The organism is Paenibacillus cremeus (genome assembly GCF_007786445.1).
GTDB lineage: Bacteria > Bacillota > Bacilli > Paenibacillales > NBRC-103111 > Paenibacillus_G > Paenibacillus_G cremeus.
Map to the genome: position 1 here is coordinate 1 of NZ_VNJI01000059.1, position 24816 is coordinate 24816.

The window sequence follows — 24816 nt, forward strand, 5'->3', positions numbered from 1 at the left end:
TGGCATGCAGTTGCAAGGTGCGATGGCCATATTTGCGGTGAATCTAAAGCGGATATTGAGAATAGCCGACTAAGGATCATTGAGGAATACAACCGAATAGGGTCAAAAAAAGAAGACATCTCCTCTACAAAATGGGAATAAATGTCTTCTTTTTGGTTGAACTCGCCGGCCAGGAAAAAAACGTAAGTTCTTCAGTGGCCTCCAATTTCCGGGACGGTCTTTTTGTTTTTCGACAAATTACCTCATTTTTGCCCAAAATAGCTCTTGAATACCTAGTTCTTTTGGCATATGATTTAATAAATTCGATAGGCTTTATGAACCAATTCAGTAGATGCTTGCGGTATATGGCAGGGGAGGATCAACGTGAAACAGGTTATGAAAGTGTTGGTTATGCTGGTCATCGTATTAGTGGTGCTCAGCGGCAGGGGGGAACTGACGGGACAAGCAAGTGCAGCTTCAGATAAAGGCCCGAGAGAGGTCGGCGTCGGCCTGTATCTGCTAAGCATGGGGAAGCTGGATATTACGAGCGGGACGTTTAACGTGGACTTTTATTTGACGCTCAAGGATACGCAGCCGATTGAAGACAAGAGCTTCGAGGTGATGAACGGACGTGTGTCGAAGCAGGATTTGATCGAAACCAAGAACGATTCGGACGGCAAATTCGTCAAAATTTATCGCATCATCGCAACGCAATCGACGAAGACGGACCTTCGGAAGTTTCCGTTTGACCAGCAGTCACTGCCCATTGTCGTGGAAAGCACGCAGGAGGATAACACGCAGGTTAAGTATGTGCCGATCGCGGACGAGACGGGCATCGATGCGGATAACAGCTTTCCCGGGTGGACGATTAAGGGCTGGAGCACCAAGGTAAATGAGCATAATTACACGGTGTTTAACCAGCAATATTCGCAGTATGTGTTTAGCGTGGATATCACGAAGATTTGGTTCAACTCGTTTATCAAAACGTTTTTGCCCGTCCTATTTACGATCTTGATTACGCTTGTCATCTTCATTATTGCACCGGATAAAGTGACGACGCGGCTGGAAATCATTTGCTCCTTGCTGGTCGCCATTGCGATGTTCCATATCTCGATCTTTAATCAGCTGCCTCCAGTGAGCTATGCGACCGTCGCGGATGAGTTTATGTTTTTGACGTATTTCATTTTACTCGCGTGCATTTGCCTCAACGTTTATATTTATAAGCTTCTGAGCAGCAAAGACAGCCGAATGGTCAGCTTCGACCGAAAGGCCAAAGTCGGTCTGTTCAGCTGCGTTCCGGCGGCTTATATCGTATTTTTTGTCTTTCTGATTTAATTAGAGAATCGCAGAATGAGGGTATGATTTTGAAACTAGCACTGAGAACGCTCATGATCGCTATACTTCTGCTGCTTTTCGTCCGTCATGATGTCATGGCACAGTCGCAGCCGGAACGCCCAAGGGAAGTCGGGGTCGGGTTGTATGTGCTCAATTTCGGGGCTCTGGATATCAATGAGGGGACGTTCACAGCCGATTTTTACCTAACCATCAAAGATAGCCAGCCGATCCAGGACGACAGCTTCGAGTTTGTAAACGGCACGCCGCGCAAAATCAATACCACTGACGACTACAAAGAAGCGGATACGTATGTGAAGGTTTATCGGATCACAGCGGATTTGACGACGAAAGTCGACCTAAGCAAGTACCCGTTTGACAGCCAGCAGCTGCCTATTCGCCTGGAGAGCAAGGTGGAATCTACGGAGCACATGGTGTTTGTTCCATTGGACAGCAAATCCGGGATCGATGAGGGCAACAGCCTCCCAGGATGGAGCTTGGGCGCCTTGGCGGTGGACGTCAAAGAGCATTATTATCCCGTTTTTAAAGAGGGATACTCTCAGTTTCGGTTTGCCGTGACTGTCAGCAAGAACAGGTTCAATGCTTATTTTCAAACCTTCAGCTCGGTATCGTTTACTATCTTGGTTTGTCTGTTAAGCTTCTTGCTAGGGCCGGACAAGCTGCATATCCGATCCAAAATCACCAACGTCGCCCTTATCGCCTCGGGCATGTTTTTCAAAAAGCTGGTCGACCGCATTCCCGCCGTCAGCTATCTTACGTTTTTAGATAAATTCATGTTTCTTACCTATTCGGTGCTGATTATTTACATTCTTGTCAATGTGTACGTCACCTATCTGCAAAATCAAAACAACGACGGGCGAATCGCCGCTATGCAGACGTACTCTGTGTATGTGCTTGCGATGCTGACCCTGACGTTGTATATGGGCTTGTTTTGGATATATTTGTGAGGAGTCTGCCGTGAGGCAGGCTTTTTTTCTTTTGCTTTGCTCAGCCAAATTCCCCCCCAAGTGAAGTATAACAAGCACTCCAATCGAATATGGATTTAGGATAGGGACTACCACAGCGCGGAAAAAGGGGGCGTGAGCATGCGAGGGACACCGGTCGTGGGGATTACGGGGTACCATGTCCTTGGAGAGGAAGGTGTGGGAGGCAAGTTTCGCGGGCTTGCAGGGCAGGGCTTTAGCGTCATCGGGCACGACTACATTAACGCGGTGAGTCAAGCAGGGGGCATTCCGATCGGTATTCCGGTCGGAGATCCGGCAACAGCCAGGTCGATCATCAAGCGGCTGGATGGGCTGGTTCTGGCGGGCGGGGAGGACATGGATCCTACGCTGTACGGAGCGCATCCGGATGGACGCTGCGGGACGATCCGGCCGGAGCGGGATCTTTTTGAGCTGCAGCTGCTCGGAGAAGCGCTGGCCTTGAACAAGCCGATCCTCGCGATCTGCCGGGGGATGCAGCTTTTGAATGTGTTTTTTGGCGGCACGCTGTACCTGGATATTGCGGACTATTCGGACCAGGTGCTGTCCCATCAGTTTTCACGTGCACCGCGGTGGTATTTGGCGCATAGGGTTCAGCTGCTGTCCCCGCTGCTTCAGCGATTGTATCAAGCGGATGAAATTCGCACGAACAGCTATCATCATCAGGCCGTTCACGAGCTCGGCGAGGGGCTGCAGGTGGCGGCGGTGGCTGAGGACGGGATCGTGGAGGGCTTGCTGCATCCGGACCATCCGCAGCTGCTTGCCGTGCAGTGGCATCCGGAAATGCTGTCCGTGAAGCATGAGGAAGGGCTGATTCCGTTTCATTGGTTATTGGAGCAAATCCGAAGTGAAGGTGGGTGTTCGGCATGAGCTTGAGTGGTCCCTTGGAACGGTGGAATTTCGCATGGGTTAACGGGGAGCCGGTGAGGCTGGCACAATCGTTCGAGATTGTCAATCCCGCAACAGGAGAGCAGGTCGGTAGAGCACCCAAAGGCGGGAAAAAGCTGACGCTGCAAGCCATTGATGCGGCGTCCGAGGCGTTCCAGACTTGGGGCCGGACGCTGCCGGAGGAACGAGCACGCGTGCTGCATGGATGGGCCGATCGATTGCTTCAGCATCAGGCTGAGCTTGCGCTGTTGATGTCGCTCGAGCAGGGCAAGCCCTTAGAGGAAGCGGAGGGCGAGATCGAGGGCTCGGCCCGGTTTATCCGCTGGTATGCGGAAGAGGCGAAGCGCATTTACGGGGAGACGCTGCCGGGCTCCCGTGCGCAGCAGCGCATCATGGTGTGGCGCCAGCCGGTTGGCGTGGTCGGCATGATTACGCCATGGAATTTCCCGGCGGCGATGGTCGCGCGCAAGGTGGCGCCGGCGCTTGCTGCGGGCTGCACCGTGGTGCTGAAGCCTGCCAAGCAGACACCGCTTATCGCAATCGCGATGTTTGCGCAGTTAATCGCGTCGGGGCTTCCGCCCGGCGTGGCCAATCTGGTCACCGGCGATGCGGCGGCCATCGGAGATACGCTGCTCGGAGATCGGCGAGTGCGCAAAATTTCGTTCACCGGTTCAACGGAGGTTGGCAAGCGGATCATGCAAAAAGCGGCCGATCAGGTCAAACGGTTGTCCCTGGAGCTGGGAGGAAATGCGCCAGTCATCGTGTTCGCGGATGCGGACCTTGATCTAGCAGCGGAGGCGATCGTCAGCAATAAGTTCGAAAACTGCGGGCAAGTGTGCAACGGCATCAATGTGATTTATGCGCAGCGGGAGATTCAAGCGGCGTTATGCGACAAGATTGCGGCCCGCGTTCGAAGCTTGAAGGTTGGCCTTGGAACGGAACCGGGGGTTCAGATGGGGCCTTTGATTGATGAACCCGCTCGTGCCAAAGTTACGCAGCTCGTTGCTGACGCTAAGGCGAAGGGCGCGCAGGTGATTACAGGGGGCCACTGCATAGAGGGTGCCGCTTATGAGCGGGGATATTTTTATGCGCCAACGGTTTTAGCCGGAGTTACTGCAGACATGGCTCTAACTCAGGAGGAAATTTTCGGTCCGGTGGCTCCGATTGCATCTTTTGATGAGGAGCAGGAGGTGCTGGACCGCTGTAACGAAACGCCTTACGGGCTGGCTGCCTATGTATTTACACGGAATTTGAGCCGCATTTACCGGATGAGCGAGGGCTTGGAATTCGGGATGGTGGCGGTGAACGGGACGTCGTTAAGCGTTCCTCAGGCTCCTTTTGGCGGCATAAAGGAAAGTGGGATGGGGCGCGAGGGAGGCCATCACGGATTAGATGAGTTTCTGGAGCTGAAGTATGTTTCCTTGACTCTGGTGGAGTAGGGGGAAGGCATGATGGGGGAAAAGGAAAGCAATGTGAAAGGTATGCTCACGCTGGAGCAGCTGGAAGCGGCGATCCGTGGTGGAAGCATCGATACTCTGATCCTCGCTATATGTGATATGCAAGGGCGGCTGATGGGCAAGCGGTTGACCGGAGATTATGTGCTGCGGCAGGGGATTGTGAAGGGGACGCATTTTTGCGTCTACTTGCTGGGGACGGATATGGCGATGAACACGCCGACCGGCTATCAGCTGATGAGCTGGGAGAGCGGCTACGGCGACTGGCTGGCGGCACCGGATTGGACGACGCTGCGGATGATCCCTTGGCTCGACAAAACGGCGATGGTGCTCTGTGATGTGCTGGATGAGAAAACCGGGTTGCTAGTCCCGATCGCACCGCGCACGATTTTAAAGGCACAGCTGGAGAAGGCAGCGGAAAAAGGCGTTCGCTTCAAAGCCGCCAGTGAGCTGGAGTTTTACTTGTTTAAGGAGCCGTATGATGCGATTTATCGAAAAAACTACTCTGGCATGCAGGCAGCGGGCCACTACAATGAGGATTACCATTTGCTGCAGGGGACGCGCAATGAACCTATTTACCGTACGATTCGGAATCAGATGATTGAAGCTGGGATTCCCATTGAATCGTCGAAGGGCGAGGCGTATACTGGCCAACACGAAATGAACCTGCTGTACGGGGATGCGCTTGTTTCCGCCGACCGGCATTTGCTGTTCAAGCATGGGGTCAAAGAAATCGCGATCCAGCACGATTGCGCCGTCACCTTCATGGCGAAGCCGCATCACCAGTGGACCGGATCCAGCGGCCATTTGCACATCAGCATGTGGGATGCCGAAGAGGAGCGAAATCTGTTTTACGATCCTCAGGCAGAGCCGCACCATATGTCGGAGAGCATACGTCATTTTCTGGGCGGGGTGCTGGCGTTTACGCGGGATTTCTCGCTTTGTTTCGCCTCCAATATTAACTCCTACAAACGGTATGCCTCCGAAAGCTGGGCTCCGGTCTCACTGGTCTGGAGCGTGGATAATCGAACGTCCGGCTTTCGCATCGTTGGGGAGCGGCAGAGCCTGCGCATCGAAAACCGCATCCCCGGAGCGGACATGAACCCTTATCTGGCTTATGCGGCCATGATCGGCGCGGGGATGTATGGCGTGGAGAGCAAGCTGGAGCCCCCGCCAGAGTTTAAAGGCAATGCGTATGCTAGATGCGATTTGCCCCGAATTCCTTCGACACTCGGCGAAGCGAAGGAGCTTTGGCGGGAGAGCCCGGTGGTGCAGCGGGTGTTCGGTGAGCAGGTAGCGCAGCACTATTACAATATGGCCAGGGTGGAGCAGCAAGCCTTTGATGCTGTCGTGACGGACTGGGAGCGGTCGCGGTATTTTGAACAGGGATAGGGGGAACGGGAGATGCGCTTGCGGGATAAAGTATGCATCATTACGGGAGCGGGCGGTGGCATGGGGCGGAAGGCGGCGCTGTTGTTTGCCGGACAGGGGGCCAAGGTCGCTGTGTTTGAGGTGCAGGAGCAGGCCGGGCAGGAAACGGTTCGTTTCATCCGGGAGCAGGGGGGAGAGGCGGATTTTTTTGCCTGCGATGTGGCGGAGGAGCGGAGTGTCAGGGAAGCGGTGGAGGGGACGGTTGCGCGCTTCCAGCACATTGATGTGCTGTATAACAATGCCGGCATTATGCCTGCGGACGATCATTCGGTCATTGATACGTCGGCGGAGGTGTGGGATCGGGTGTATGGGGTGAATGTTAAGGGGATCTTTTTTACCTGCAAATATGTCATACCGGAAATGCAGAAACGGCAAAAAGGCTCCATCATCAATATCGCGTCCTTCGTTGCTTTGATGGGATGCAGTGTACCGCAGGATGCGTATACGGCTTCCAAGGGCGCGGTGCTCTCGCTCACCCGTTCGCTGGCGATCCAGTTCCGGCCGCAGGGAATTCGCACAAATGCTATTTGCCCTGGACCGATTGAGACCCCGCTCTTGACCGAATGGCTGCTGAAGGATGAAGAGGCAAGGCGTATTCGATTGGGACGTCAACCCACTGGTCGCTTCGGGAAGCCGGAGGATATCGTGAACTGCGCGATCTACCTCGCCTCGGACGAGTCGGATTGGACGAATGGAGCGATCATGAGCATCGATGGGGGGATTACTTGCAATTATTTTTGAGAGGGACTATAGGGAGGTTAGCTGCAAGGTCGGTTATGACTTTGCGGCTTTTTTAGTAATATTACACGAACTTATGTTCTGTAGCTCTTTTAACATACATCGGTAATAACTACAAGAGAAAGTAAAAACCCACCCCAAGGTTCTCCGCCGAAGGTGGGTTTTTGCCCTGTTTGACAAGAAGGGATAGCCCATTCAAGCCAATTGTATGGCCGAGTGTTTGCCGCACTCGGTCTTTCTATAACAAATCATACCATATTGAAAGTGTGAGTGACAATCATAAAGTTCCTTTTGAAGAGCAAGTCTTCGACTATATCAATCATCATAATGATGTTAGTGGCATTACCCATCGACGAGATCAAGGCGAGTAAATCAACTATTCGAGGGCAGGTGACCTCGCCATGCCATTCAACTAGCTTCCGATTCACCGTCCTGCAACACCTGTTTGCACAGCCAGATGAACGCCAGATTTTCCAGGATTGGACCCAACACATCAATGCCAGCCACCATCACAAACCCTAAGACGCTTCCAACGATCAGCAGCAGACCGGGCCAGCGCAAGGCGGTGCGGGAGAGCATGAGCGCAATACCATACAAGATCATGCCGACTCCTTGTAGAAGCACCGCACTCAAAAACCCACTACTGAGAGGCGGTGTCATCTCGGGTATTGGTTTGTGCGAAGTAAACGTATGATCCAGCCCTTGCAGGACCGGTCCAAAGAACGCGACTCCCCAGACCAAGCAACAGATCCACAGCATCCCCAGCAGCCCGACGATAAAGCTGATCAGCCCGTAGCGGCCCAGCTTGCTGGACAGTACCAGATACGAACTGAAAAAGCCGAAGACGAGCAGGTTTAGTCCGATGGCGCTGGCTAGATTCCGCACCAGAAAGTCGTCTGGCGAAACCCATCTCAGCAGGTTGGCAATGATCGAAATGATGGCCCCTGCAATCCCGATTACCGCGAACGCTCGGTATGCCCTTCCCATAGTCATTGTAAATCCCTCCGATCAAGTATGAGTTCGCTACTCAATCTATTCGAAGGGACACTATGGTAGAAGGAGAAAAATGCCATACTTGGTCGAATTAACTATAATTTAATTTCCTCTTCCGCTACGCGGCGTTGGCCGGATTTTACCGCTGCCGCCGGAACAATCGTCGGTGCTGCCTCACCGGCATAAACCATATGCCGAATCAGCTTCTCTGACAGCACACGGGACACCTCCACGTGCGATTCGAACCCGGCCAGGTTCGTCAGCTCATACGGATCGGCCTCCAGGTCGTACAGGAATTGCTCGACGTAGGTGTCCGAGCACGAATCCTGCACAGGATGCTTGTCCGGCGCTACGACGCAGTATTTCCAGCGCCGCGTCCGGATCGACCGCGCTACGCACGACTCGCTGATCTGAACGAACACCTCGTCGCCGGCTTCTGCCCCTTGCTTGCCGAGGCGAGAGAGCACGCTCGTCCCGTGCATATGCTCAGGAACGGGAATGCCGGCCGCATCCAGCAGCGTTGGCGGAATATCGATTAGGCTCGTCAGCCCGGTGAAGCGACCGCGAGCGGTAAAGCCAGGGCCGGTGATCGCCATCGGGATGCGAATCGAGCTTTCGTGGCAGGAGCGCTTGTATTCCGCGTTCCGCGTCTTAAAGTGGTTGCCGTGGTCGGTCGTAAACAGCACGATTGTGTTGTCGATCATGTTCAAGCTCTTCAGCGTATCCATCAGGCGGCCGAGCGCTTCATCCAGCCGTTTCACCATGCCGTAGTAGCCGTCGAGGTGCTGATGGGCCGTCCCGCCAAGCGCTGCCAAGTCCGGTGGAGTATAGCGAGATTGATACGTATTGCGGTATACGTCCGGGGACGGATAATCGTCGCGGTGATTTTGGTGATGCGGCTCGAGGAACGACATGAACAGGAAGAAGGGCTGATCGCTCTCTTGCTGGCCGTTGATGTACCGAATGGCGGCATCGGTTAAAGCATCTACACGGTAACCGGGCAGCTTTACGCGGTGGTTGTCATTATCAAAAAGTACCGTGTCATACGCGTCGGAAGTGTGCTCGAGGGAGTCAGCAGCTAGCCAGTAGCGGTAGCCTCCACGCTTTTTAACCGGAACAGGCGATGTGCGCGTGGCAGCCAAATGCCACTTGCCGATGTATGCGGTGTCATATCCCGCCTCATTGAAATACTGCGCAAGCGGCTTCGGCGAATCCGGCAGCGGAATGCCATTGCGGTAGCAGCCGGTGGCGGTGGCGTGCAGACCGGTTTGCAGGCAGGAGCGTGCCGGACCGCACACCGGCTGGCATGTAAACGCATATTCCACATGGGTGCCGTACTGTGCCAAACGGTCGAAATTCGGGGTCAGTCCCAGCGGATTGCCGTGAACGCCGGTCGTATCCCAGCGCTGTTGATCGGTAAAAAAAACGATAATATTTGGCTGGCTCAAAATCGTTCTACCTCCTTAAGATCGTTAAACAGTGCCTCGTTGTTGTCACGCTTCAATTATAACGCAGATCAAATATTAAATTATACTAAAGTAACGAGAAAAGGAGCCGAATTCTCTACGAATCAGCCCCTACATAAAATGTATTCGCTTACAAAATTGTTCCTAATGAACTCTTATACTTCCCAGGAGAGATGCCTACGGTCCGCTTGAACATTTTGAGGAAATTCGAGTAATCGTTGAACCCGCATCGCTCGCACGTTTCCGTGACACTGACGCCGCTGGCCAAAATTTCCTTCGCCTTGGAGATGCGCTTGAACAGGATGTATTCGTGGATGTTGCTGCCGATGTGCTTTTTGAATACGCGCCCCATATAGAACCGGTCTACGTAGAACTTCGCGGACAGCGACTCCAGCGACAGATCCTTGTCCAGATTCATGTCGATATGGTCGAGCAGCGCAATGAGCAGGTCCGGCATCGCGGTCTGAGGATCCAGGCGATTCACGTCTTTGAACACCAGATTGAGCAGCACGAGCACCTCGATCAGATAATTCAGCTTCAAAATCTCATATCCGGCATTGTTCTTCAGATTCTCGAATTGAGAAAACAGGCGCAGCAGCTCTTTCAGCTGGCTGGAGGAGAGCGAAATTTTATTATGCTGGCCCTTCGGCTTATTCAGAAAGCAGCCTAATAAATCCAGCCGGGGGGAGTTGAATGAGCGGACGATATGCGGCGCAAATTGCAGCGAAATCCGTTCGTACAAGTGGTCATTTCGAAACGAAGGCTTATGAATTTCTTGGTTGTTCGTAATCATCACATCGCCGTACTTGATCGGGTACATGCTTTTTTCCACAAAGTAGTTCACATCGCCCGAGATGAGAAAGTAAATTTCAAACTCGTTATGCAAATGGAAATTCACATTACAGGGGTTTGGATCATACCGCTGATAGTCGTACCGAATGCAGTCGTCTATACGTTCATAGGCCAAGTTCATCGCAATTCCCTCACTTTTGAAAACGGAATGGTTGTAGGCAAATGGTAGACAAAAGGTCGGTTCCTATGACTAGCCTAATATAGACTTTATGCCACTTTCCTTGCACATTTTGCTGAAAATATGGCTATTATTGGTGAAACTGGGATGCACAAAAACCTAGTTTTTAATCACAAAAAACAAGGACGATTTCTGACGTTGTATTTTAGAATAGCAGAGTAAGCGCTTTATTCCAGATACTACTAGTCAAATTGTATACGCTTTCGAGTACCGGGGGCAAGTCAATCTATAACCATGGAGGTTAGCTATGAGTCTGAAAAGCAAAGTGAAATTAGGTGTCGTAGGCATAGGCGGAATGGGAAGCAGCCATCTCCGGTATTTGACGCAAATGGATACGGTGGAAGTCGTAGGCGTGTGTGATGTGGTGCGGGAAAAGGCAGACAAAGCGGCAGCGCAATACCAGACTAAAGCGTACTACAGCCACACGGAGATGTTCGATCAATCCGGCATCGAGGCGATATTGATTGCCGTTCCGCATTACGATCACACAACCATCTCGATCGAGGCGTTCCAGAGAGGCATTCACGTGCTGTGCGAGAAGCCGATTGCCGTGCATGTGAACGATGCGAAGAGAACGATTGAAGCTTATGAACAGGCCAAGGAAACTTATCCTGAGTTGATTTTCGGCATCATGTTCCAAGAGCGAACCTATCCTTTCCATAAAAAAATCAAAGACATTCTGGAGGGCGGCGAGCTCGGCAAATTGATTCGGGCGACCTGGATTAATACGAAGTGGTTCCGCTCCCAGCTATACTACGATAGCGGTGACTGGCGTGCAACTTGGGCAGGCGAAGGCGGCGGCATTTTGACCAACCAGTGCCCGCATAATCTCGATCTGTATCAATGGCTGTTCGGCCTCCCGTCGAAGATCAACGGGTTTGCTCATATCGGCAAATACCATGATATCGAGGTGGAGGATGAAGTGACCGGCTACTTCGAGCATGAGAATGGCATGGTGGGCCACTTTATCGTGACGACGGCGGAGACACCGGGATCGAACCGGATGGAAATTGTGGGTGAGTACGGCAAGCTCATCTTTGAAGACAATAAACTCGTCTTTTACCGCACACGCGAATCGAGCATCGACTTCATTAAAAATTCCGACAGCCGGATGGGCAACCTGGAAAATTGGTACACCGAAATTCCAGTCAACGTGAATCAGCCAACCGGACATCGCGTGGTGACAGAGAAGTTTATCGCAGCGATTCAAAATGGCGGCGGCGACCTAATCGCCCACGGTCCGGAAGGAATCAACGGGCTGACGCTGGCGAATGCGATCATGCTGTCCTCGTTCAATGAACGTGCGGTCAGATTGCCGATCGATGGCGACGAGTATGAGGCAAAGCTGAAGGAGCTCATCCAAAGCTCCAAATACAAGAAACCCGTGAAGCAAGATGGCTCGATGGACATTAGCTTTTCCCAAGCTTAAATTTTCGCAGCTGCTTTACTAATAAAGTATAGGGGGAACGTCCAATGAAACGGAATCTTGGCAAACTTTCTGCATTATCGCTTTCAGCGGCTTTGCTCGTCAGTGTATTTTCAGGCTGTACCTCGAATGCTACGAAGCCTACGGGCTCCACGGAAAAAAGCGGCGAAGCAGCCATATCGACCATTCCATTGCCTATTGTAAGCAAGCCGATTACGTTAAAAATGTTCGTTGCCATGGACGCCAAAGTCGCCGCTACGATGAAGAACTACAATGAAATCGCCGTGTTCAAGGAGCTGGAGAAGCGGACTGGCATCCATATCGAGTTTATTCATCCGGCGTCGATGGATGCGGCGGCAATCAAGGAGCAGTTCAATCTAATGGTGGCCTCGGGCGATCTGCCTGACCTCATTTATTACAACTGGATCAACGATTACAATGGCGGACCGAATAAAGCGATCAAGGACGGTGTGATCCTGCCGCTGAATGATCTGGTCGACAAGTATGCGCCGAACCTCAAAGCGTTCATGGCTTCCGACCCGAAAGCGAATAAGCAGCTGCGTACCGATGACGGGACGATCTATGTGTTCCCTGAGGCGCAATCGCCGAATCAGTTTGCCAAGGTGAATCCGAACCCGAACCCTGCGTTCCAAACCTTCGGATGGCAGATCCGGGAGGATTGGCTGGAGAAGCTGAACCTGAAGAAGCCGGAAACGATCGACGATTGGTACGAGGTGCTAAAAGCATTTAAGACGAAAAATCCGAGCGGCAGCGGCAAAGGTGACGAAATTCCACTCGCGCCAAAAGGTGCCGGCGACCTGCAAAACTGGGTCCGAGCTTGGGGGATCAACTACGGCTTCTATGTAGACAACGGTAAAGTCAAATACGGGCCTTACACCCCTGAATACAAAGATTCCCTCACCACCTTGGCCAAATGGTATAAAGAAGGCTTGATTGACCCGGATTTCGGGATCACGGACGCCAAGCAATTCGATGCCAAAGTCATGGGCAACCGTGCAGGCTCTTGGGTCGGTTCGACGTCGGGAACGTTCGGACGCTTCGTGCAGCTGATGAAGGCGAAGGATCCGTCGGTCAAATTGGGCGGTACGGTGCCTCCATATGTAAAAGGTACGAAATCGTATAACTTCAACATCGATGAAATTAAGGTAGCCAGCGGTGGCGGCGTCGCCATCTCCGCGAAGAGCAAATATGCCAAAGAAGCGGCGATGTGGCTGGATTATGGCTATAGCCCTGAAGGCGGCCTGCTCAATACCTTTGGGATCGAAGGGCAAAGCTACAAAATGGTGAACGGCTCACCACAGCTGCTCCCAGAGATTACGAACAACCCGCAGGGGCTGTCGATTGACGAGGCATTGTCCAAATATTCCAGAGGCTCGGGCGGTCTTGCCTTCATCATGACGCCGGAGATTTGGCAGCAGCGGATGGCACTGCCTGAACAGCAGAAAATTATCGGCTTGTGGAAGGAAGGCTCCTACGATCGGACAATGCCGCCGGGCGTTACGCCGACCATCGAGGAATCGACGAAGATGGCCTCCGTTCTGTCGCAGGTGAACACCTATCGTGACGAAATGTTCTCGAAGATCATCATGGGACAAGTGCCAATCACCGAGTTCGATAATTATATGGCGAAGTTAAAGCAGATGGGCATCGAGGACGCGATCAAAATTCAACAAGCCGCTTATGACCGGTATATGGCAAGAAAATAAGCAGGATGAGTAGCAGCTAGGCGCGCCGGCTTCGCTTCAAGAGCGGAGCCGGACGTCAAGGCTGCTGCGCCAATTTCTTCTCTCAACGTTGACAACTGCAACAAAGGAGAATGGACGATGGAAAATATTACGGCACACGAAGCGGCGCTATCCCGAAGTGCCTACGAGAAGAAAAAGCAAGCCAGCTTTGTCCATAGACTTAGACGAGATCTAGTCAAGAACCGAATGATTTACATCCTCGCTTTGCCTGTCATTGCTTACTATATTATTTTTCAATATGTTCCGATGTATGGCGCTACGATCGCATTTAAGGATTTCTCCCCGATGAAAGGGATCTTAGGCAGCGATTGGGTGGGCTTCGAGCATTTCAAAGCGTTTTTCAACGATGTTTATTTTGGACGTATCCTTACGAATACCCTTCTTATTAGCATATATAACATTGTGTTCGGATTCCCGGCTCCGATTATTTTGGCGCTGCTGCTCAATGAAGTGCGCAAAGCCGGCTTCAAGCGCTTCGTCCAGTCGATCACCTATCTGCCGCATTTTATTTCCGTGCTGGTGCTCTGCGGGCTGATCGTGGATTTTACCGCTCGCAACGGGATTGTGAATGATTTGATGGCGTTTATGGGCTTTGAACGCACGGCGATGCTGCTGCAGCCCGGATGGTTCCGGACGATCTACGTGAGCTCGAATATTTGGCAGGAGGTCGGCTGGGGCTCGATCATTTATTTGGCAGCGTTAGCCGGTATCGATCAAGCACTGTATGAAGCGGCTACGATCGACGGAGCGGGGCGGTTCAAGCAGATGCTGCATGTGACTCTGCCGGGCATTATGCCTACGATCATTATTTTGTTCATTCTGCGTATGGGCAGCATGATGAACGTCGGCTTCGACAAAATTTTTCTGCTCTATAACCCGGTTACCTACGAGACTTCGGATGTCATTTCGACCTATGTGTACCGCAAAGGGATTCTCGAAGCGAACTACAGCTTCAGCTCGGCCGTGGGTCTATTCAACTCGGTGATCAACTTCGTGCTGCTCGTCATTACGAACAAGGTCAGTAAAAAAGTCAACGAGACCAGTCTGTGGTAGGGGAGGGATGACCATGAAGCAAACCATAGCGGAAAAGGTGTTTGGCGTATTCAATATCGCATTCCTGCTGTTTCTGACTTTAATTACATTGTATCCGTTCCTATATGTGGCTATGGCGTCCTTGAGCAATCCTTCCGAATTGGCTAGTCATTCCGGGATCTTGCTGTGGCCGATGGGCTTTAATATGGACGGGTACGTCAGCGTGTTTAAAAATCCGAATATCATCACGGGGTATACGAATACGATCATTTATGTGGTAGTAGGGACGGCCATCAACGTCATTATTACGGCTCTTGGTGCCTACGTCCTATCGAGAAAAGGCGTCATGCTGCGCGATTCAATAATGATGATGATCGTGTTTACGATGTTTTTTAGCGGGGGGCTCATTCCGAACTATCTGCTGGTCAAAAGCCTGGGCATGTTCGACACGATGTGGGCGCTCATTCTTCCCGGGGCGATCAGCACCTATAACTTGATCATTATGCGGACGGCGTTTGCGGCGATCCCGGAAAGCTTGGAGGAATCCGCGCGCATCGATGGAGCAGGCGATCTGACCATTTTGTTCAAAATCGTCATTCCGCTCTCGCAAGCGGTTATCGCGGTTATGATCCTGTTCTACGCCGTGGCTCACTGGAATTCCTGGTTCAGCGCCATGATTTATTTGCGCAACCGGGATGCGTATCCGCTGCAGCTGTTCCTTCGCGAAATTCTAATCAACAGCAGCACGGACAGCATGATCACCGGCTCCAGCGGGAGCGACAAAGAAGCGATCAGCGAAATTATTAAATACTGCACGATCATCGTCGCTACGCTGCCGATTATTGTCGTTTACCCGTTCTTGCAAAAATATTTTACCAAGGGTGTTATGATTGGCGCAGTGAAGGGATAAGCGGGATTCATTAGCTGGATAAGGCTGAAATCAAGGGGAGAAGAGGGAAGGACATGATCTCTGAGGACCAAGTGAAGTTTTATCAGGAGCAGGGGTATTTGCTGGTCAAAGGGGTGTTTAACAGCGAGGAAGTGGAGACGCTCCGGGGCTCGGTGGATACGTTCTTGCAGCGGGCGGCGGCCTCGAAATATGATCGCAGCCACGCATGGCAGGGAGACTACCTCCCGCCGGAGGAGCTCAAGAAGCTGGTGCTCAAAGGCTTCCACGATGTGCAATATCATGATGCGGCATTTATGCGGATGATTACGCAGCCGAATTTGGTTCACATTTTTACGAAGCTGATCGGAGACAACGTGCAGCTGCACCACACGAAGATGATGGTCAAGCCACCGGAAAAAGGCGCCGCTTTCCCGATGCACCAGGATTACCCGTATTTCCCGCACAGCAAGCACAGCATGATGCTGGCCAGCATCCATTTGGATCCGACCAATGAGGAGAACGGCTGCGTGCATGTCATTCCCGGCTCCCATAAGCAGGGTCCGCTGCCGCACGTGGGAAGCCATTACTTGAACCATAAGGAGTACCCGATCGACAGCGGCATTCCTTGCTTCGCCGAGCCGGGCGACGTGCTGTTCTTCAACTATTTGACGATTCACGGCTCGCCGATCAACCGGAGCGACCGGTTCCGACGCAACATTCTGGTGCAGGTACGTGATCCGGAGGATGCGCCGACCAACGATAAGCACGTCAACTGGGGCCAAGGCCTGATGCTGCACGGCATTAATCCGAGGTTCCGGAATTATAAGTATGAAGGAAAGCTGGAGGAAGCGGAAGCTTAACGGGCATGGGGCTGTCTCGAAGGTAGTTCATCTACTGGGCGGGGGAGCCTTTTGTCATTTGTTATTAGGCATGCTTGCTGGAAAAATAGAGCTTGGCAGCGCTGCCAACATACTGGCATAATTTAGGAGTAGTTACTCGTGTGCGTAGAGGAGGATGGGCAGTGGAGTTTCAAGGGAAGGTAGCGATTGTAACCGGCGGGTCCAAAGGCATGGGATATGGGGCAGCCAAGCGACTGGCCTCCGGAGGGGCAGCAATGGTCATTGCAGCATGGGAAGGAGCCGAGGAAGCGGCGGAGCAGGTACGTCAGGAAACCGGCAATCCGAACGTGCTTGGGGTGACGGTGGACGTGTCGCGCAGCGAACAAGTACAGGCCATGGTCCGGCAAACGGTGGAAGCGTTTGCGGGTGTCGATATTTTGGTCAACAGCGCCGGCATTCAGCGATACGGCACCGTGGTGGACACCGAGGAGGACGTCTGGGATGACGTGCTGAACATCAACCTGAAGGGCATCTACTTGGCGTCCAAGTATGCGATTCCGGAAATGCGCAAGCGCGGGGGCGGCGCTATTGTTCATATTTCCTCCGTGCAAGCTTATATGGCGCAAAAAGGAGTAGCAGCCTACAGCGCCTCCAAAGGGGCGATCAACGCCTTAACCCGGGCGATGGCGGTCGATCATGCGGCGGAAGGGATTCGCGTCAACTGCGTCTGCCCGGCTTCAATCGACACCCCGATGCTGCGCCATTCGGCGGAGCAGTTCAAGGGCGAGAAGACGCAGGAGGACATCCTGAAGTCGTGGGGCACGATGCACCCGCTCGGGCGGATCGGTACGATTCCTGAGGTGGCGGAGCTGATTGCCTTTTTGTGCAGTGAAAGAGCGTCCTTCATTACCGGAGGCGATTACAAAATCGACGGTGGCATGCTCTCCGCGCTTGGTGTGGTACTGCCGGAGTGAGTTACGTTCAGAAGTAAGTTGTGGCAAGGTAAGCAGCAAAAAAGACACGTTTCAGGCAGTGTCGCCTTGGGGACGTGTCTTTCGTTTTTTTGTGGCTCCAGTTAGGTTCGGTCTTCTGTGAGATAGGCTTTAACGGCCGGAGGCGTATAAGCGGCAAATTGCTGCAAGATGCCATGAGGAGTCGTATCCGTGATGACCATGGCGCGATTTTTTTCCTGCATAAATTGTTCACTGAGCATACGGTCGAATAATGAAATCAGAGGGTCAAAGTAACGGTTGATGTTAAACAACCCGCAAGGCTTGGCATGCAGACCCAGCTGCGCCCAGGTGAAGATCTCAAAATATTCCTCCATCGTACCCGGCCCGCCCGGCAAAGCGATGAAGCCGTCCGAGAGCTCCGCCATCTTGGATTTTCTCTCGTGCATGGAATCCACCAGGATCAGCTCCGTCAAGCCTTGATGCGCAATCTCGCGGTTTTGCAGAAAATAGGGTAGCACCCCGACAACTTGTCCTCCGGCCTCAAGCACAGCGTCTGCCACGGCTCCCATTAAGCCGACGTTCGCTCCGCCATACACCAGACGGATCCCCCGCTGTGCAAGCTCCTTGCCCAAGGCAGCAGCGCTTTCTCGATAAATCGGCGATGCCCCGACACTTGAGCCGCAAAAAACAGCAATACTTTTCATGATTTGACCTCCCCTTTTTGTAACAAAGATTGGGATTAATTGTATATGAGAAAAGGGAGGCAATCAAGGACCTGGAGTGTAGAATCGGCCAAAGACAAGGAGAACATCATGATCGCCCGCAATGCCACGATGTACCGCAAGGACTGGCTGGATGAGCTGGACTTAAAGAGCCTGAAACGCGGGAGGACGAATACATTATCATTAAGGTGTTTACGCGAACGACGATGGGGTACAACGCTTAGAGCTGATTTCGGACCTGCGATTGTAAACTATTAGAGAGCAGAGGGATAGGATGATGAGTGAAATGGAACGGAGACATCGGAGGCCGAATGTGCTCATTTTTATGACGGATCAGCAGCAGGAGGCGGTAACTCGGGAGACACATCCGTGTCGGACGCCGCACCTCGACCGGTTTGCGCGCGAGGGCGTGCGCTTTACGCACACCTACACGACAATGGCGCATTGCTGCCCGTCGAGGGCTTCTTTTTTTACCGGGTTATATCCGTCGCAGCACGGCATTCATAACAATGTCTGCACCGCCACGGCGATTCAGAAAGGGCTCAATCCAGGCGTAGAAACGTTCGGCGAAAAGCTGAAGGACGCCGGCTACTCGATGCATTTTAGCGGCAAATGGCACATCTCGGCCGAGGAAAATCCTTGCGATCGCGGCTGGGAGGAGCTGAAGGTGACCGCCGGCAAGGACGTGTTTATGGGGGCGAAAATCGACTCGTGGAGGCAGACGGTGCCTCAAGTGAAGCACCCGTCTGAGCGCAAGCCGGGCGAGCTGCTGCGTCCGGGCTGGGACGAGTACGTCTTGTACGGCACCACGGATCAGTCCTATGAGGAAATGGGCGATTACCGGGTGGTGACGAAGGCGAAGGAGCGGCTGGCGGAGCTGAAGCATGCCGAGCAGCCATGGTGCATGTATGTTGGGGTGCTGGGCCCTCACGATCCGTTCCTGATTCCGGAGAAGTACGCCGCCATGTACGACCCGGACGAGGTGGAGCTGCCGCCGAACTATGGCGATTCGTTGGAGTCGAAGCCCCGGGTGTACCAACGGATGCGGCGCGTCTGGAGCCAGCTGTCCGAGCGGGAGGTGCGGGAGTCGATCGCGCATTATTGGGGCTACTGCACGATGGTCGACGATCTGTTCGGCGACGTGCTGGAGGCGCTCAAGCAAACGGGCCAGGCAGACGATACGCTCGTGCTGTTCCTCTCCGATCATGGCGAGAGCGGCGGGGCGCATGGGTTGTTTTTGAAGGGGATCAGCCCGTACGAGGAAACGTACCGGATTCCTTGCATCGCGCGCTGGCCCCAAGGGATAGTTAATCCAGGGCGCAGCGTAGACGCGCTGGTCAGCATCATGGACTGGGCGCCCACATTTATGGACGTCGCGGAAGCGGGCGAGCTGAACGCCGGCGGCGCGGGGGCAAGCCTGCTGCCCTGGCTGCGGGATGAGCCGGTGGCGCCGGGGGCTTGGCGCGATGCCGTGTTCAACCAGTGCAACGGCGTGGAGGTGTATTTTACCCAGCGGATGGTGCGGACGGACCGGTATAAATTTGTCTACAATCCGGTTGATCTGGATGAGCTGTACGATTTGCAGGAGGACCCGTACGAGCTGAACAATGTGGCGGACGATCCGGTCATGCTGCCGGTCAAAACGATGCTGTATCAGCGCATGTGGCAGGAGGCGGCGCGGAGCGGCGACCGGATCTTCAATCAATATCCGTCGATTGCAGCGGCGGATATTGGTCCCGCGCTGGCGATCGGCCGGGTGCCAGAGTGAGCGAGGGCTTGCAAGGCGGAAAACCCGCGCTAAAAGCAAACGCTTCTAATATTATAGTTACTCTTTTGAGCCTGCCGGCGGATCGGCGGGCTCTTTTTGTCTGAAAATTTCAGTTTATTTTCAGATGCGCTTAACGTTGGTTTCAGTTTCGGCCTTTACAATGCTACTTGTAAACATATTCAAAGCAATGGAGGTTACCACTATGGAACACAACAATAACGAATTTAATCCGATGGATAACTATAACAATGACAATACAAATGAGATCAAGGCATCGAAGCCAGCGCGCATCAACAGCCCAAGAACGAATTCCCGCTTTAAAAGCACGGTGGCAGCCTTCCTCGCAGGAACGCTCGTTACCGGCGGTCTGATGTTCGCTTCTGACAAAATGAACCTGTTCACCGCCTATCAAGGCGTTATGCACGGCAGCACTGCTGCAGTGGCCACCACAGGATCGGGTTCTTCGGCAACGCTTGGCGGCATTGAGAAAGCTTCCGTAGACCCGGGGACAGCGACGGGCAGCATCGCGCAGATTGCGAAGCAAGCCAGTCCGGCGGTCGTCAAAATCGAGACGAAGGTGAAAGCGAGGACTAATAACAGCGCAATGAATGACCCGTTGTTCCGTCAATTTTTCGGCGGTGGCAGCAGTTCAAATGATAGTGGCGGAGATTCCGGCGAGCTGCAGGATGGCGGTCTCGGAACGGGCTTCATTTTCGATAAAGCCGGGTACATCCTGACGAACGAGCACGTTATCGACGGTGCGGAGGAGATTTGGGTGACGGTGCAGGGCTACGACAAGCCGTTCAAAGCTACGCTATTAGGCAACAGCTATGATCTGGACCTTGCTGCGCTCAAAATCGAAGGTGACAAAGACTTCCCATCCCTGCCGCTCGGCAACCCGGATGATACGAAGGTCGGCGACTGGGTTGTAGCGATTGGTAACCCGTACGGCTTCGACCAAACGGTGACCGAAGGCGTTCTTAGTGCCAAAGAAAGACCGATTACGATTCCGGATGAGCAAGGCACGCGGGAATACAAGCATTTGCTGCAAACCGACGCGTCCATTAACCCAGGGAACTCCGGCGGACCCCTGCTGAACATGAATGGCGAAGTCATCGGGATCAACACGGCTGTGAATGCGGAGGCGCAAGGCATCGGCTTTGCCATCCCGACGAGCACCGTCGCTACCGTACTGGAGAACCTGAAAAACAATAAGCCGATTCCGAAAACCCCATCCCCATACATTGGGGTAGGTCTAGAGGATATCGATGACAGCTGGGTCAGCGATCTGAAGCTCAGCAGCAAGGACGGAGCGATCGTATCGCAGATCGAGCCCAAAAGTCCGGCGTTCGCCGCGGGCATCCGCGAGTACGACGTGATTACGGCAGTCAATGGCGAGAAAGTGGCGAATTCCGACGAGCTTTCGACCAAAATTAAAGCGCAGCAGGTCGGCAGCACCATTAAAGTGACCATTTCCCGCAACGGGCAGCAAAGCGATGTTAGTGTCACTGTAGGCGACAAGAACAACAGCAGCGCGCAAAAATAAGATAGCTCCGATAATGCGGCTTTCTCTCCACTGGGGAGGAAGCCGTCTTCTTGTTATTCAGGTTTTCCTAATCCAGGGCTGATTATCCGAAGGCGGGTGGCATTCAGATAACTTTCAGCTTAAGATTCATCTGAATTTAAGGTTGGTCGTGCATAATGCAAGGAGTAAGAAATACGGACAAGCATTAGGGAGGAAGGAACCTTGCTGAACCCGACCCGATCGAGACCCAAATTCGCGTGGCCGCTTTTTTCGTTGCTGCTGACCACCCTGTTGATTTTTATGTATAGTCAAAATATGTGACTTGATATCGCACCTTAATCAATATAAACTTACCTCATTCAAAGAAAGGGAGTATGAATAGTGAATAAAAAAACTTCAAATAAAACTTGGATCGCCGCATTTTTGGTTGTGTTTGTAGCCTTTGGTTCTTATGTGATGATCTATCCGCCGAAAGGGAAGGCCGAGGAGGCAGCAGCTAAAGTTAACGGAGTAACGATCGGCAAAACCGAGGTACTCAATCAAGTCATGGCCAGCGGCGGCAAAGAATTGCTGAACCAAATGATTGATAACGAAGTGATCCGTCAAGAAGCAAAGAAAGCAGGCATTACCGTTACAGCGGCGGATGTGGACAATGAGTTGGCTAGCACCAAGAAGATGTTCCCTACCGAGGATGCATTCAACCAGGCACTGACCAGCAGCGGGATGACGGTGGACGCCCTAAAGCAGCAGCTTGAAACACAGGTGACGCTGAGGAAGCTTTTGGAGCCGCAAATCAATGTGACCGATGAGGACATCAAGCAATATTATGATCAAAATCTGGAGTCGATGAAAACGCCGGAGCAGGTGAAAGCCTCGCATATTCTGGTAGCGACGAAAGAGGAAGCCGAGTCGATCCTTAAGGATCTGAAAAACGGAGCCGATTTTGCTACAGTGGCGAAGGAAAAATCGACGGATACCGCTACGAAAGATAATGGCGGTGATCTGAGCTACTTCGGCAAGGGCGAGATGGATGCTGCCTTCGAAAAGGCTGCGTTCGCCCTCCCAGTGGGACAATTGAGCGATGTGATTCAAACCTCGTTCGGTTACCACATTATCAAGGTGACGGATCACAAGCAAGCTACAACACCAACGCTGGACGAGAAGAAGGATGAAATCCGTGAAACGCTCGTGAAACAGCAAGTTCAGACGCTGTCTACCGATTGGCTTAATAAGAAGAAGTCGGAGGCGACCATCGTTAATTATTTGGATAAGTCGACCCCGGCGACAACGGCAACAAACGGAACAAGCGCAACAACGCCTGCGACATCGCCAACAAGTCCGGCAACAAGCGCAACAACGCCTGCACCATCGCCAACAAGTTCGGCAACGAATGCAACAAAATAATAGATTATTCTGTACGCCCTCAAGGTCCTGTTCATTCGAACAGGACTTTTTTTTGTATTCTCCGCCAAGACCTGCCTTCAGCTAACTTTCAGTCCCCTTTCATGGTCACCTCAGAAACGAACGGCATAATGGTCTTAGTTGAACGGGCGAGCAAACGGTCTACACAAGTTTCAAGAAAGCAATGGAGCTGGCAGGCAAACGATACGAATCAGTGATAAGCTGGGCTACATGAAGGCGATTCTGGAGATCGGACTGCAGCGTGAGGCCGATGCGGAAAATGACCTGACGTGGAGCTGCTCCACCCGCAAGGAAGGGCGGCCCGTCAGCGCTGGAGCACAGGACATGCTGCTATGGCAGTGAGGGAAGCAAACATGAATCAAATGTTATAAAGGGTTCCCAGGGGATGGGAACTCTTTTTTTGGTAATCCTAGGGGAAATGCAGTTTGAACTGAAGGCGAGGCAGCCGAGAGATGGAAAGCATACAGAGTAAGTTGCAAAAATTCTTCTTTCGCGTGATAAGGCTGAATCGAATGTGGAAGCGCACGGGAGAAGAGCTGCGCTGCTATGTCGAGAACAAGCAGAAAAAAGATCGTTATGAGCCGCCGAAGTCGTATTATGATCGATATGAGATTAAGAAATGTACGGTTGAGCGATTTCCTTGTTATGAATTGAAACCGCGTACCGGTGGCGGGCGGAAGCATATCATTTTCATGCATGGCGGGGGCTATGTGCTGGAAATTACAAGCATGCATTGGGAATTTATTGGCAAACTAATCGATCGGACCCAGGTGGGCGTGACGGTGCCGATCTATCCTTTAGCACCCCGCTATACCTACCGCGATACGATGGGGATGCTTCAAGCCCTTTATTCTGAGCTGCTGACCCAGCACGATCCGGGGGATGTGATCTTTGCGGGGGACTCGGCCGGTGGAGGAATGAGTCTCGCATTCGCGATGCTGCTGAAGGAGAAAGGGTTCGCCCTGCCGGGACAGCTCATTTTGATCTCACCTGCGCTTGATATGACTTTTTGCAATCCGGAGGTTTCCTGCGTCGAAAAGCGTGATCCCATCCTGGCAACACCCGCCATCGTCGATTGCGGTAAGTGGTATGCGGATAATCTGAATCTGAAGCATTACTTGATCAGTCCGTTATATGGGGATGTTCAAGGGCTGTGTCCCATCCGTCTATTCACGGGAACCGATGATATTTGCAATCCAGACGCGCGTAAGTTTAAGGCCAAGGCGGAAGCTCAGGGGATCGCGGTCGACTATTACGAGTACCCGGAAATGCTGCATGTGTGGCCTTTTTTCGGGCTTCCGGAATCCAAGCAGGCGGTGGAGCAGATCGTTGAAGCTATTGAAGCGTGAAAAAAGGGACCGCTTTTTTTTGTAAAAGATGGTCTTCTTTTTGTATGCGTTTATGCGCTTTGTGAGCGGGGATTAGGGGATCACTTTGTTGGATGAGTGGAAAAAATTCATTCTACTTGTTGGCATCCGGCATGTGGCGCTCTAGAGCGGAAAATCCGCGCTGCAGGAGGGTCTATGAGCCGGAGGTGGCGCTCTAAGGCGGAAAATCTGCGCTGCAGGAGGGTCTAGGAGCCGGAGTGACGCTCTAAGGCGGAAAATCCGCGCTGCAGGTGGGTCTAGGAGCCGGAGTAGCGCTCTAAGGCGGAAAATCCGCGCTGCAGGCGGGTCTAGGAGCCGGAGTAGCGCTCTAAGGCGGAAAATCTGCGCTGCAGGAGGGTCTAGGAGCCGGAGTGACGCTCTAAGGCGGAAAATCCGCGCTGCAGGCGGGTTTAGGCGCCGGAGTGGCGCTCCAAGGCGGAAAATCCGCGCTGCAGGCGGGTCTAGGAGCCGGAGTGGCGCTCCGAGGCGGAAAATCCGCGCTGCAGGCGGGTCTAGGAGCCGGAGTGGAGCTCCAAGGCGGAAAATCCGCGCTGCAGGCGGGTCTAGGAGCCGGAGTGACGCTCTAAGGCGAAAAATCCGCGCTGCAGGCGGGTCTAGGAGCCGGAGTAGCGCTCTAAGGCGGAAAATCCGCTCTGCAGGCGGGTCTAGGAGCCGGAGTAGCGCTCTAAGGCGGAAAATCCGCGCTGCAGGCGGGTCTAGGCGCCGGAGTAGCGCTCTAAGGCGGAAAATCCGCTCTGCAGGCGGGTCTAGGAGCCGGAGTATTCGTCCGGCCCG

The 24816-nt window shown here is 53.0% G+C and carries 23 protein-coding genes; 19 read left to right on the forward strand and 4 right to left on the reverse strand.

What is annotated here, in order from left to right; translation table 11 throughout:
- Positions 1–363 precede the first annotated feature (363 nt).
- The 6 genes from FPZ49_RS30080 to FPZ49_RS30105 all read left to right on the forward strand — a co-directional run bounded on the left by FPZ49_RS30080 (position 364) and on the right by FPZ49_RS30105 (position 6826).
- Positions 364–1314 carry a hypothetical protein gene (locus FPZ49_RS30080; RefSeq protein ID WP_144854061.1) on the forward strand — a complete coding sequence of 317 codons (951 nt, stop codon included), beginning with the start codon at positions 364–366 and terminating at the stop codon, positions 1312–1314.
- Between the two features lie 29 nt (positions 1315–1343).
- A complete protein-coding gene (locus tag FPZ49_RS30085) occupies positions 1344–2279 on the forward strand; it encodes a hypothetical protein (RefSeq protein ID WP_144854062.1) in 936 nt (311 codons plus the stop codon).
- Between the two features lie 138 nt (positions 2280–2417).
- A complete protein-coding gene (locus FPZ49_RS30090; RefSeq protein ID WP_144854063.1) occupies positions 2418–3182 on the forward strand; it encodes a gamma-glutamyl-gamma-aminobutyrate hydrolase family protein in 765 nt (254 codons plus the stop codon).
- The gene (locus tag FPZ49_RS30095) at positions 3179–4639 is read left to right on the forward strand and encodes an NAD-dependent succinate-semialdehyde dehydrogenase (RefSeq protein ID WP_144854064.1); all 1461 of its coding nucleotides are present in this window, start codon (positions 3179–3181) and stop codon (positions 4637–4639) included. The genes FPZ49_RS30090 and FPZ49_RS30095 overlap by 4 nt, the downstream gene beginning before the upstream one ends.
- Before the next feature lie 9 nt (positions 4640–4648).
- A complete protein-coding gene (locus tag FPZ49_RS30100; protein ID WP_261381687.1) occupies positions 4649–6046 on the forward strand; it encodes a glutamine synthetase family protein in 1398 nt (465 codons plus the stop codon).
- 12 nt (positions 6047–6058) lie between these two features.
- Positions 6059–6826 (forward strand): SDR family NAD(P)-dependent oxidoreductase, encoded by a 768-nt coding sequence (locus tag FPZ49_RS30105; protein WP_144854065.1) that lies wholly within the window; start codon positions 6059–6061, stop codon positions 6824–6826.
- Between the two features lie 405 nt (positions 6827–7231).
- Here the strand turns inward: FPZ49_RS30105 and FPZ49_RS30110 are convergent, their stop codons facing one another.
- The 3 genes from FPZ49_RS30110 to FPZ49_RS30120 form a co-directional block, all read right to left on the reverse strand.
- On the reverse strand, positions 7232–7816 hold the full coding sequence (locus tag FPZ49_RS30110; RefSeq protein WP_144854066.1) for a hypothetical protein: 585 nt from the start codon (positions 7814–7816) through the stop codon (positions 7232–7234).
- Positions 7817–7911: 95 nt separating this feature from the next.
- Complete coding sequence (locus tag FPZ49_RS30115; RefSeq protein ID WP_261381688.1) at positions 7912–9264, reverse strand: sulfatase-like hydrolase/transferase; 1353 nt, start codon at positions 9262–9264, stop codon at positions 7912–7914.
- Positions 9265–9412: 148 nt separating this feature from the next.
- Positions 9413–10255 (reverse strand): AraC family transcriptional regulator, encoded by an 843-nt coding sequence (locus FPZ49_RS30120; RefSeq protein ID WP_144854068.1) that lies wholly within the window; start codon positions 10253–10255, stop codon positions 9413–9415.
- Between the two features lie 304 nt (positions 10256–10559).
- Here FPZ49_RS30120 and FPZ49_RS30125 point away from each other — a divergent pair, with 304 nt between their 5' ends.
- The 6 genes from FPZ49_RS30125 to FPZ49_RS30150 all read left to right on the forward strand — a co-directional run bounded on the left by FPZ49_RS30125 (position 10560) and on the right by FPZ49_RS30150 (position 17238).
- Entirely contained in the window at positions 10560–11741 is a 1182-nt protein-coding gene (locus FPZ49_RS30125) for a Gfo/Idh/MocA family protein (protein ID WP_144854069.1), read from the forward strand.
- A gap of 44 nt (positions 11742–11785) precedes the next feature.
- Complete coding sequence (locus FPZ49_RS30130) at positions 11786–13465, forward strand: extracellular solute-binding protein (RefSeq protein ID WP_144854070.1); 1680 nt, start codon at positions 11786–11788, stop codon at positions 13463–13465.
- 117 nt (positions 13466–13582) lie between these two features.
- Positions 13583–14557 (forward strand): ABC transporter permease, encoded by a 975-nt coding sequence (locus FPZ49_RS30135; protein WP_144854071.1) that lies wholly within the window; start codon positions 13583–13585, stop codon positions 14555–14557.
- Between the two features lie 13 nt (positions 14558–14570).
- On the forward strand, positions 14571–15446 hold the full coding sequence (locus tag FPZ49_RS30140) for a carbohydrate ABC transporter permease (RefSeq protein ID WP_391563883.1): 876 nt from the start codon (positions 14571–14573) through the stop codon (positions 15444–15446).
- Between the two features lie 53 nt (positions 15447–15499).
- Positions 15500–16285, forward strand: a complete 786-nt coding sequence (locus tag FPZ49_RS30145) for a phytanoyl-CoA dioxygenase family protein (protein ID WP_144854073.1) — start codon at positions 15500–15502, stop codon at positions 16283–16285.
- Positions 16286–16446: 161 nt separating this feature from the next.
- Positions 16447–17238 (forward strand): SDR family NAD(P)-dependent oxidoreductase, encoded by a 792-nt coding sequence (locus FPZ49_RS30150; protein ID WP_186446185.1) that lies wholly within the window; start codon positions 16447–16449, stop codon positions 17236–17238.
- 101 nt (positions 17239–17339) lie between these two features.
- Here the strand turns inward: FPZ49_RS30150 and FPZ49_RS30155 are convergent, their stop codons facing one another.
- Complete coding sequence (locus FPZ49_RS30155) at positions 17340–17921, reverse strand: LOG family protein (RefSeq protein ID WP_144854074.1); 582 nt, start codon at positions 17919–17921, stop codon at positions 17340–17342.
- Between the two features lie 45 nt (positions 17922–17966).
- Between FPZ49_RS30155 and FPZ49_RS30160 the strand changes: the two genes are divergently transcribed.
- From FPZ49_RS30160 to FPZ49_RS36160, 7 genes are all read left to right on the forward strand, one after another.
- The gene (locus FPZ49_RS30160) at positions 17967–18197 is read left to right on the forward strand and encodes a hypothetical protein (protein WP_144854075.1); all 231 of its coding nucleotides are present in this window, start codon (positions 17967–17969) and stop codon (positions 18195–18197) included.
- Positions 18198–18225: 28 nt separating this feature from the next.
- A complete protein-coding gene (locus FPZ49_RS30165; protein WP_186446186.1) occupies positions 18226–19707 on the forward strand; it encodes a sulfatase-like hydrolase/transferase in 1482 nt (493 codons plus the stop codon).
- A 202-nt stretch (positions 19708–19909) separates the two neighbouring features.
- Positions 19910–21253, forward strand: a complete 1344-nt coding sequence (locus FPZ49_RS30170; protein ID WP_261381689.1) for a S1C family serine protease — start codon at positions 19910–19912, stop codon at positions 21251–21253.
- A gap of 360 nt (positions 21254–21613) precedes the next feature.
- Positions 21614–22636 (forward strand): peptidylprolyl isomerase, encoded by a 1023-nt coding sequence (locus FPZ49_RS30175; protein WP_144854078.1) that lies wholly within the window; start codon positions 21614–21616, stop codon positions 22634–22636.
- A gap of 138 nt (positions 22637–22774) precedes the next feature.
- Positions 22775–22996 carry a hypothetical protein gene (locus FPZ49_RS30180; protein WP_144854079.1) on the forward strand — a complete coding sequence of 74 codons (222 nt, stop codon included), beginning with the start codon at positions 22775–22777 and terminating at the stop codon, positions 22994–22996.
- 170 nt (positions 22997–23166) lie between these two features.
- Positions 23167–24003, forward strand: coding sequence for an alpha/beta hydrolase fold domain-containing protein (locus FPZ49_RS30185; protein ID WP_186446187.1), 837 nt, complete (start codon positions 23167–23169; stop codon positions 24001–24003).
- Between the two features lie 440 nt (positions 24004–24443).
- The gene (locus FPZ49_RS36160; RefSeq protein WP_186446188.1) at positions 24444–24608 is read left to right on the forward strand and encodes a hypothetical protein; all 165 of its coding nucleotides are present in this window, start codon (positions 24444–24446) and stop codon (positions 24606–24608) included.
- Positions 24609–24816 lie beyond the last annotated feature (208 nt).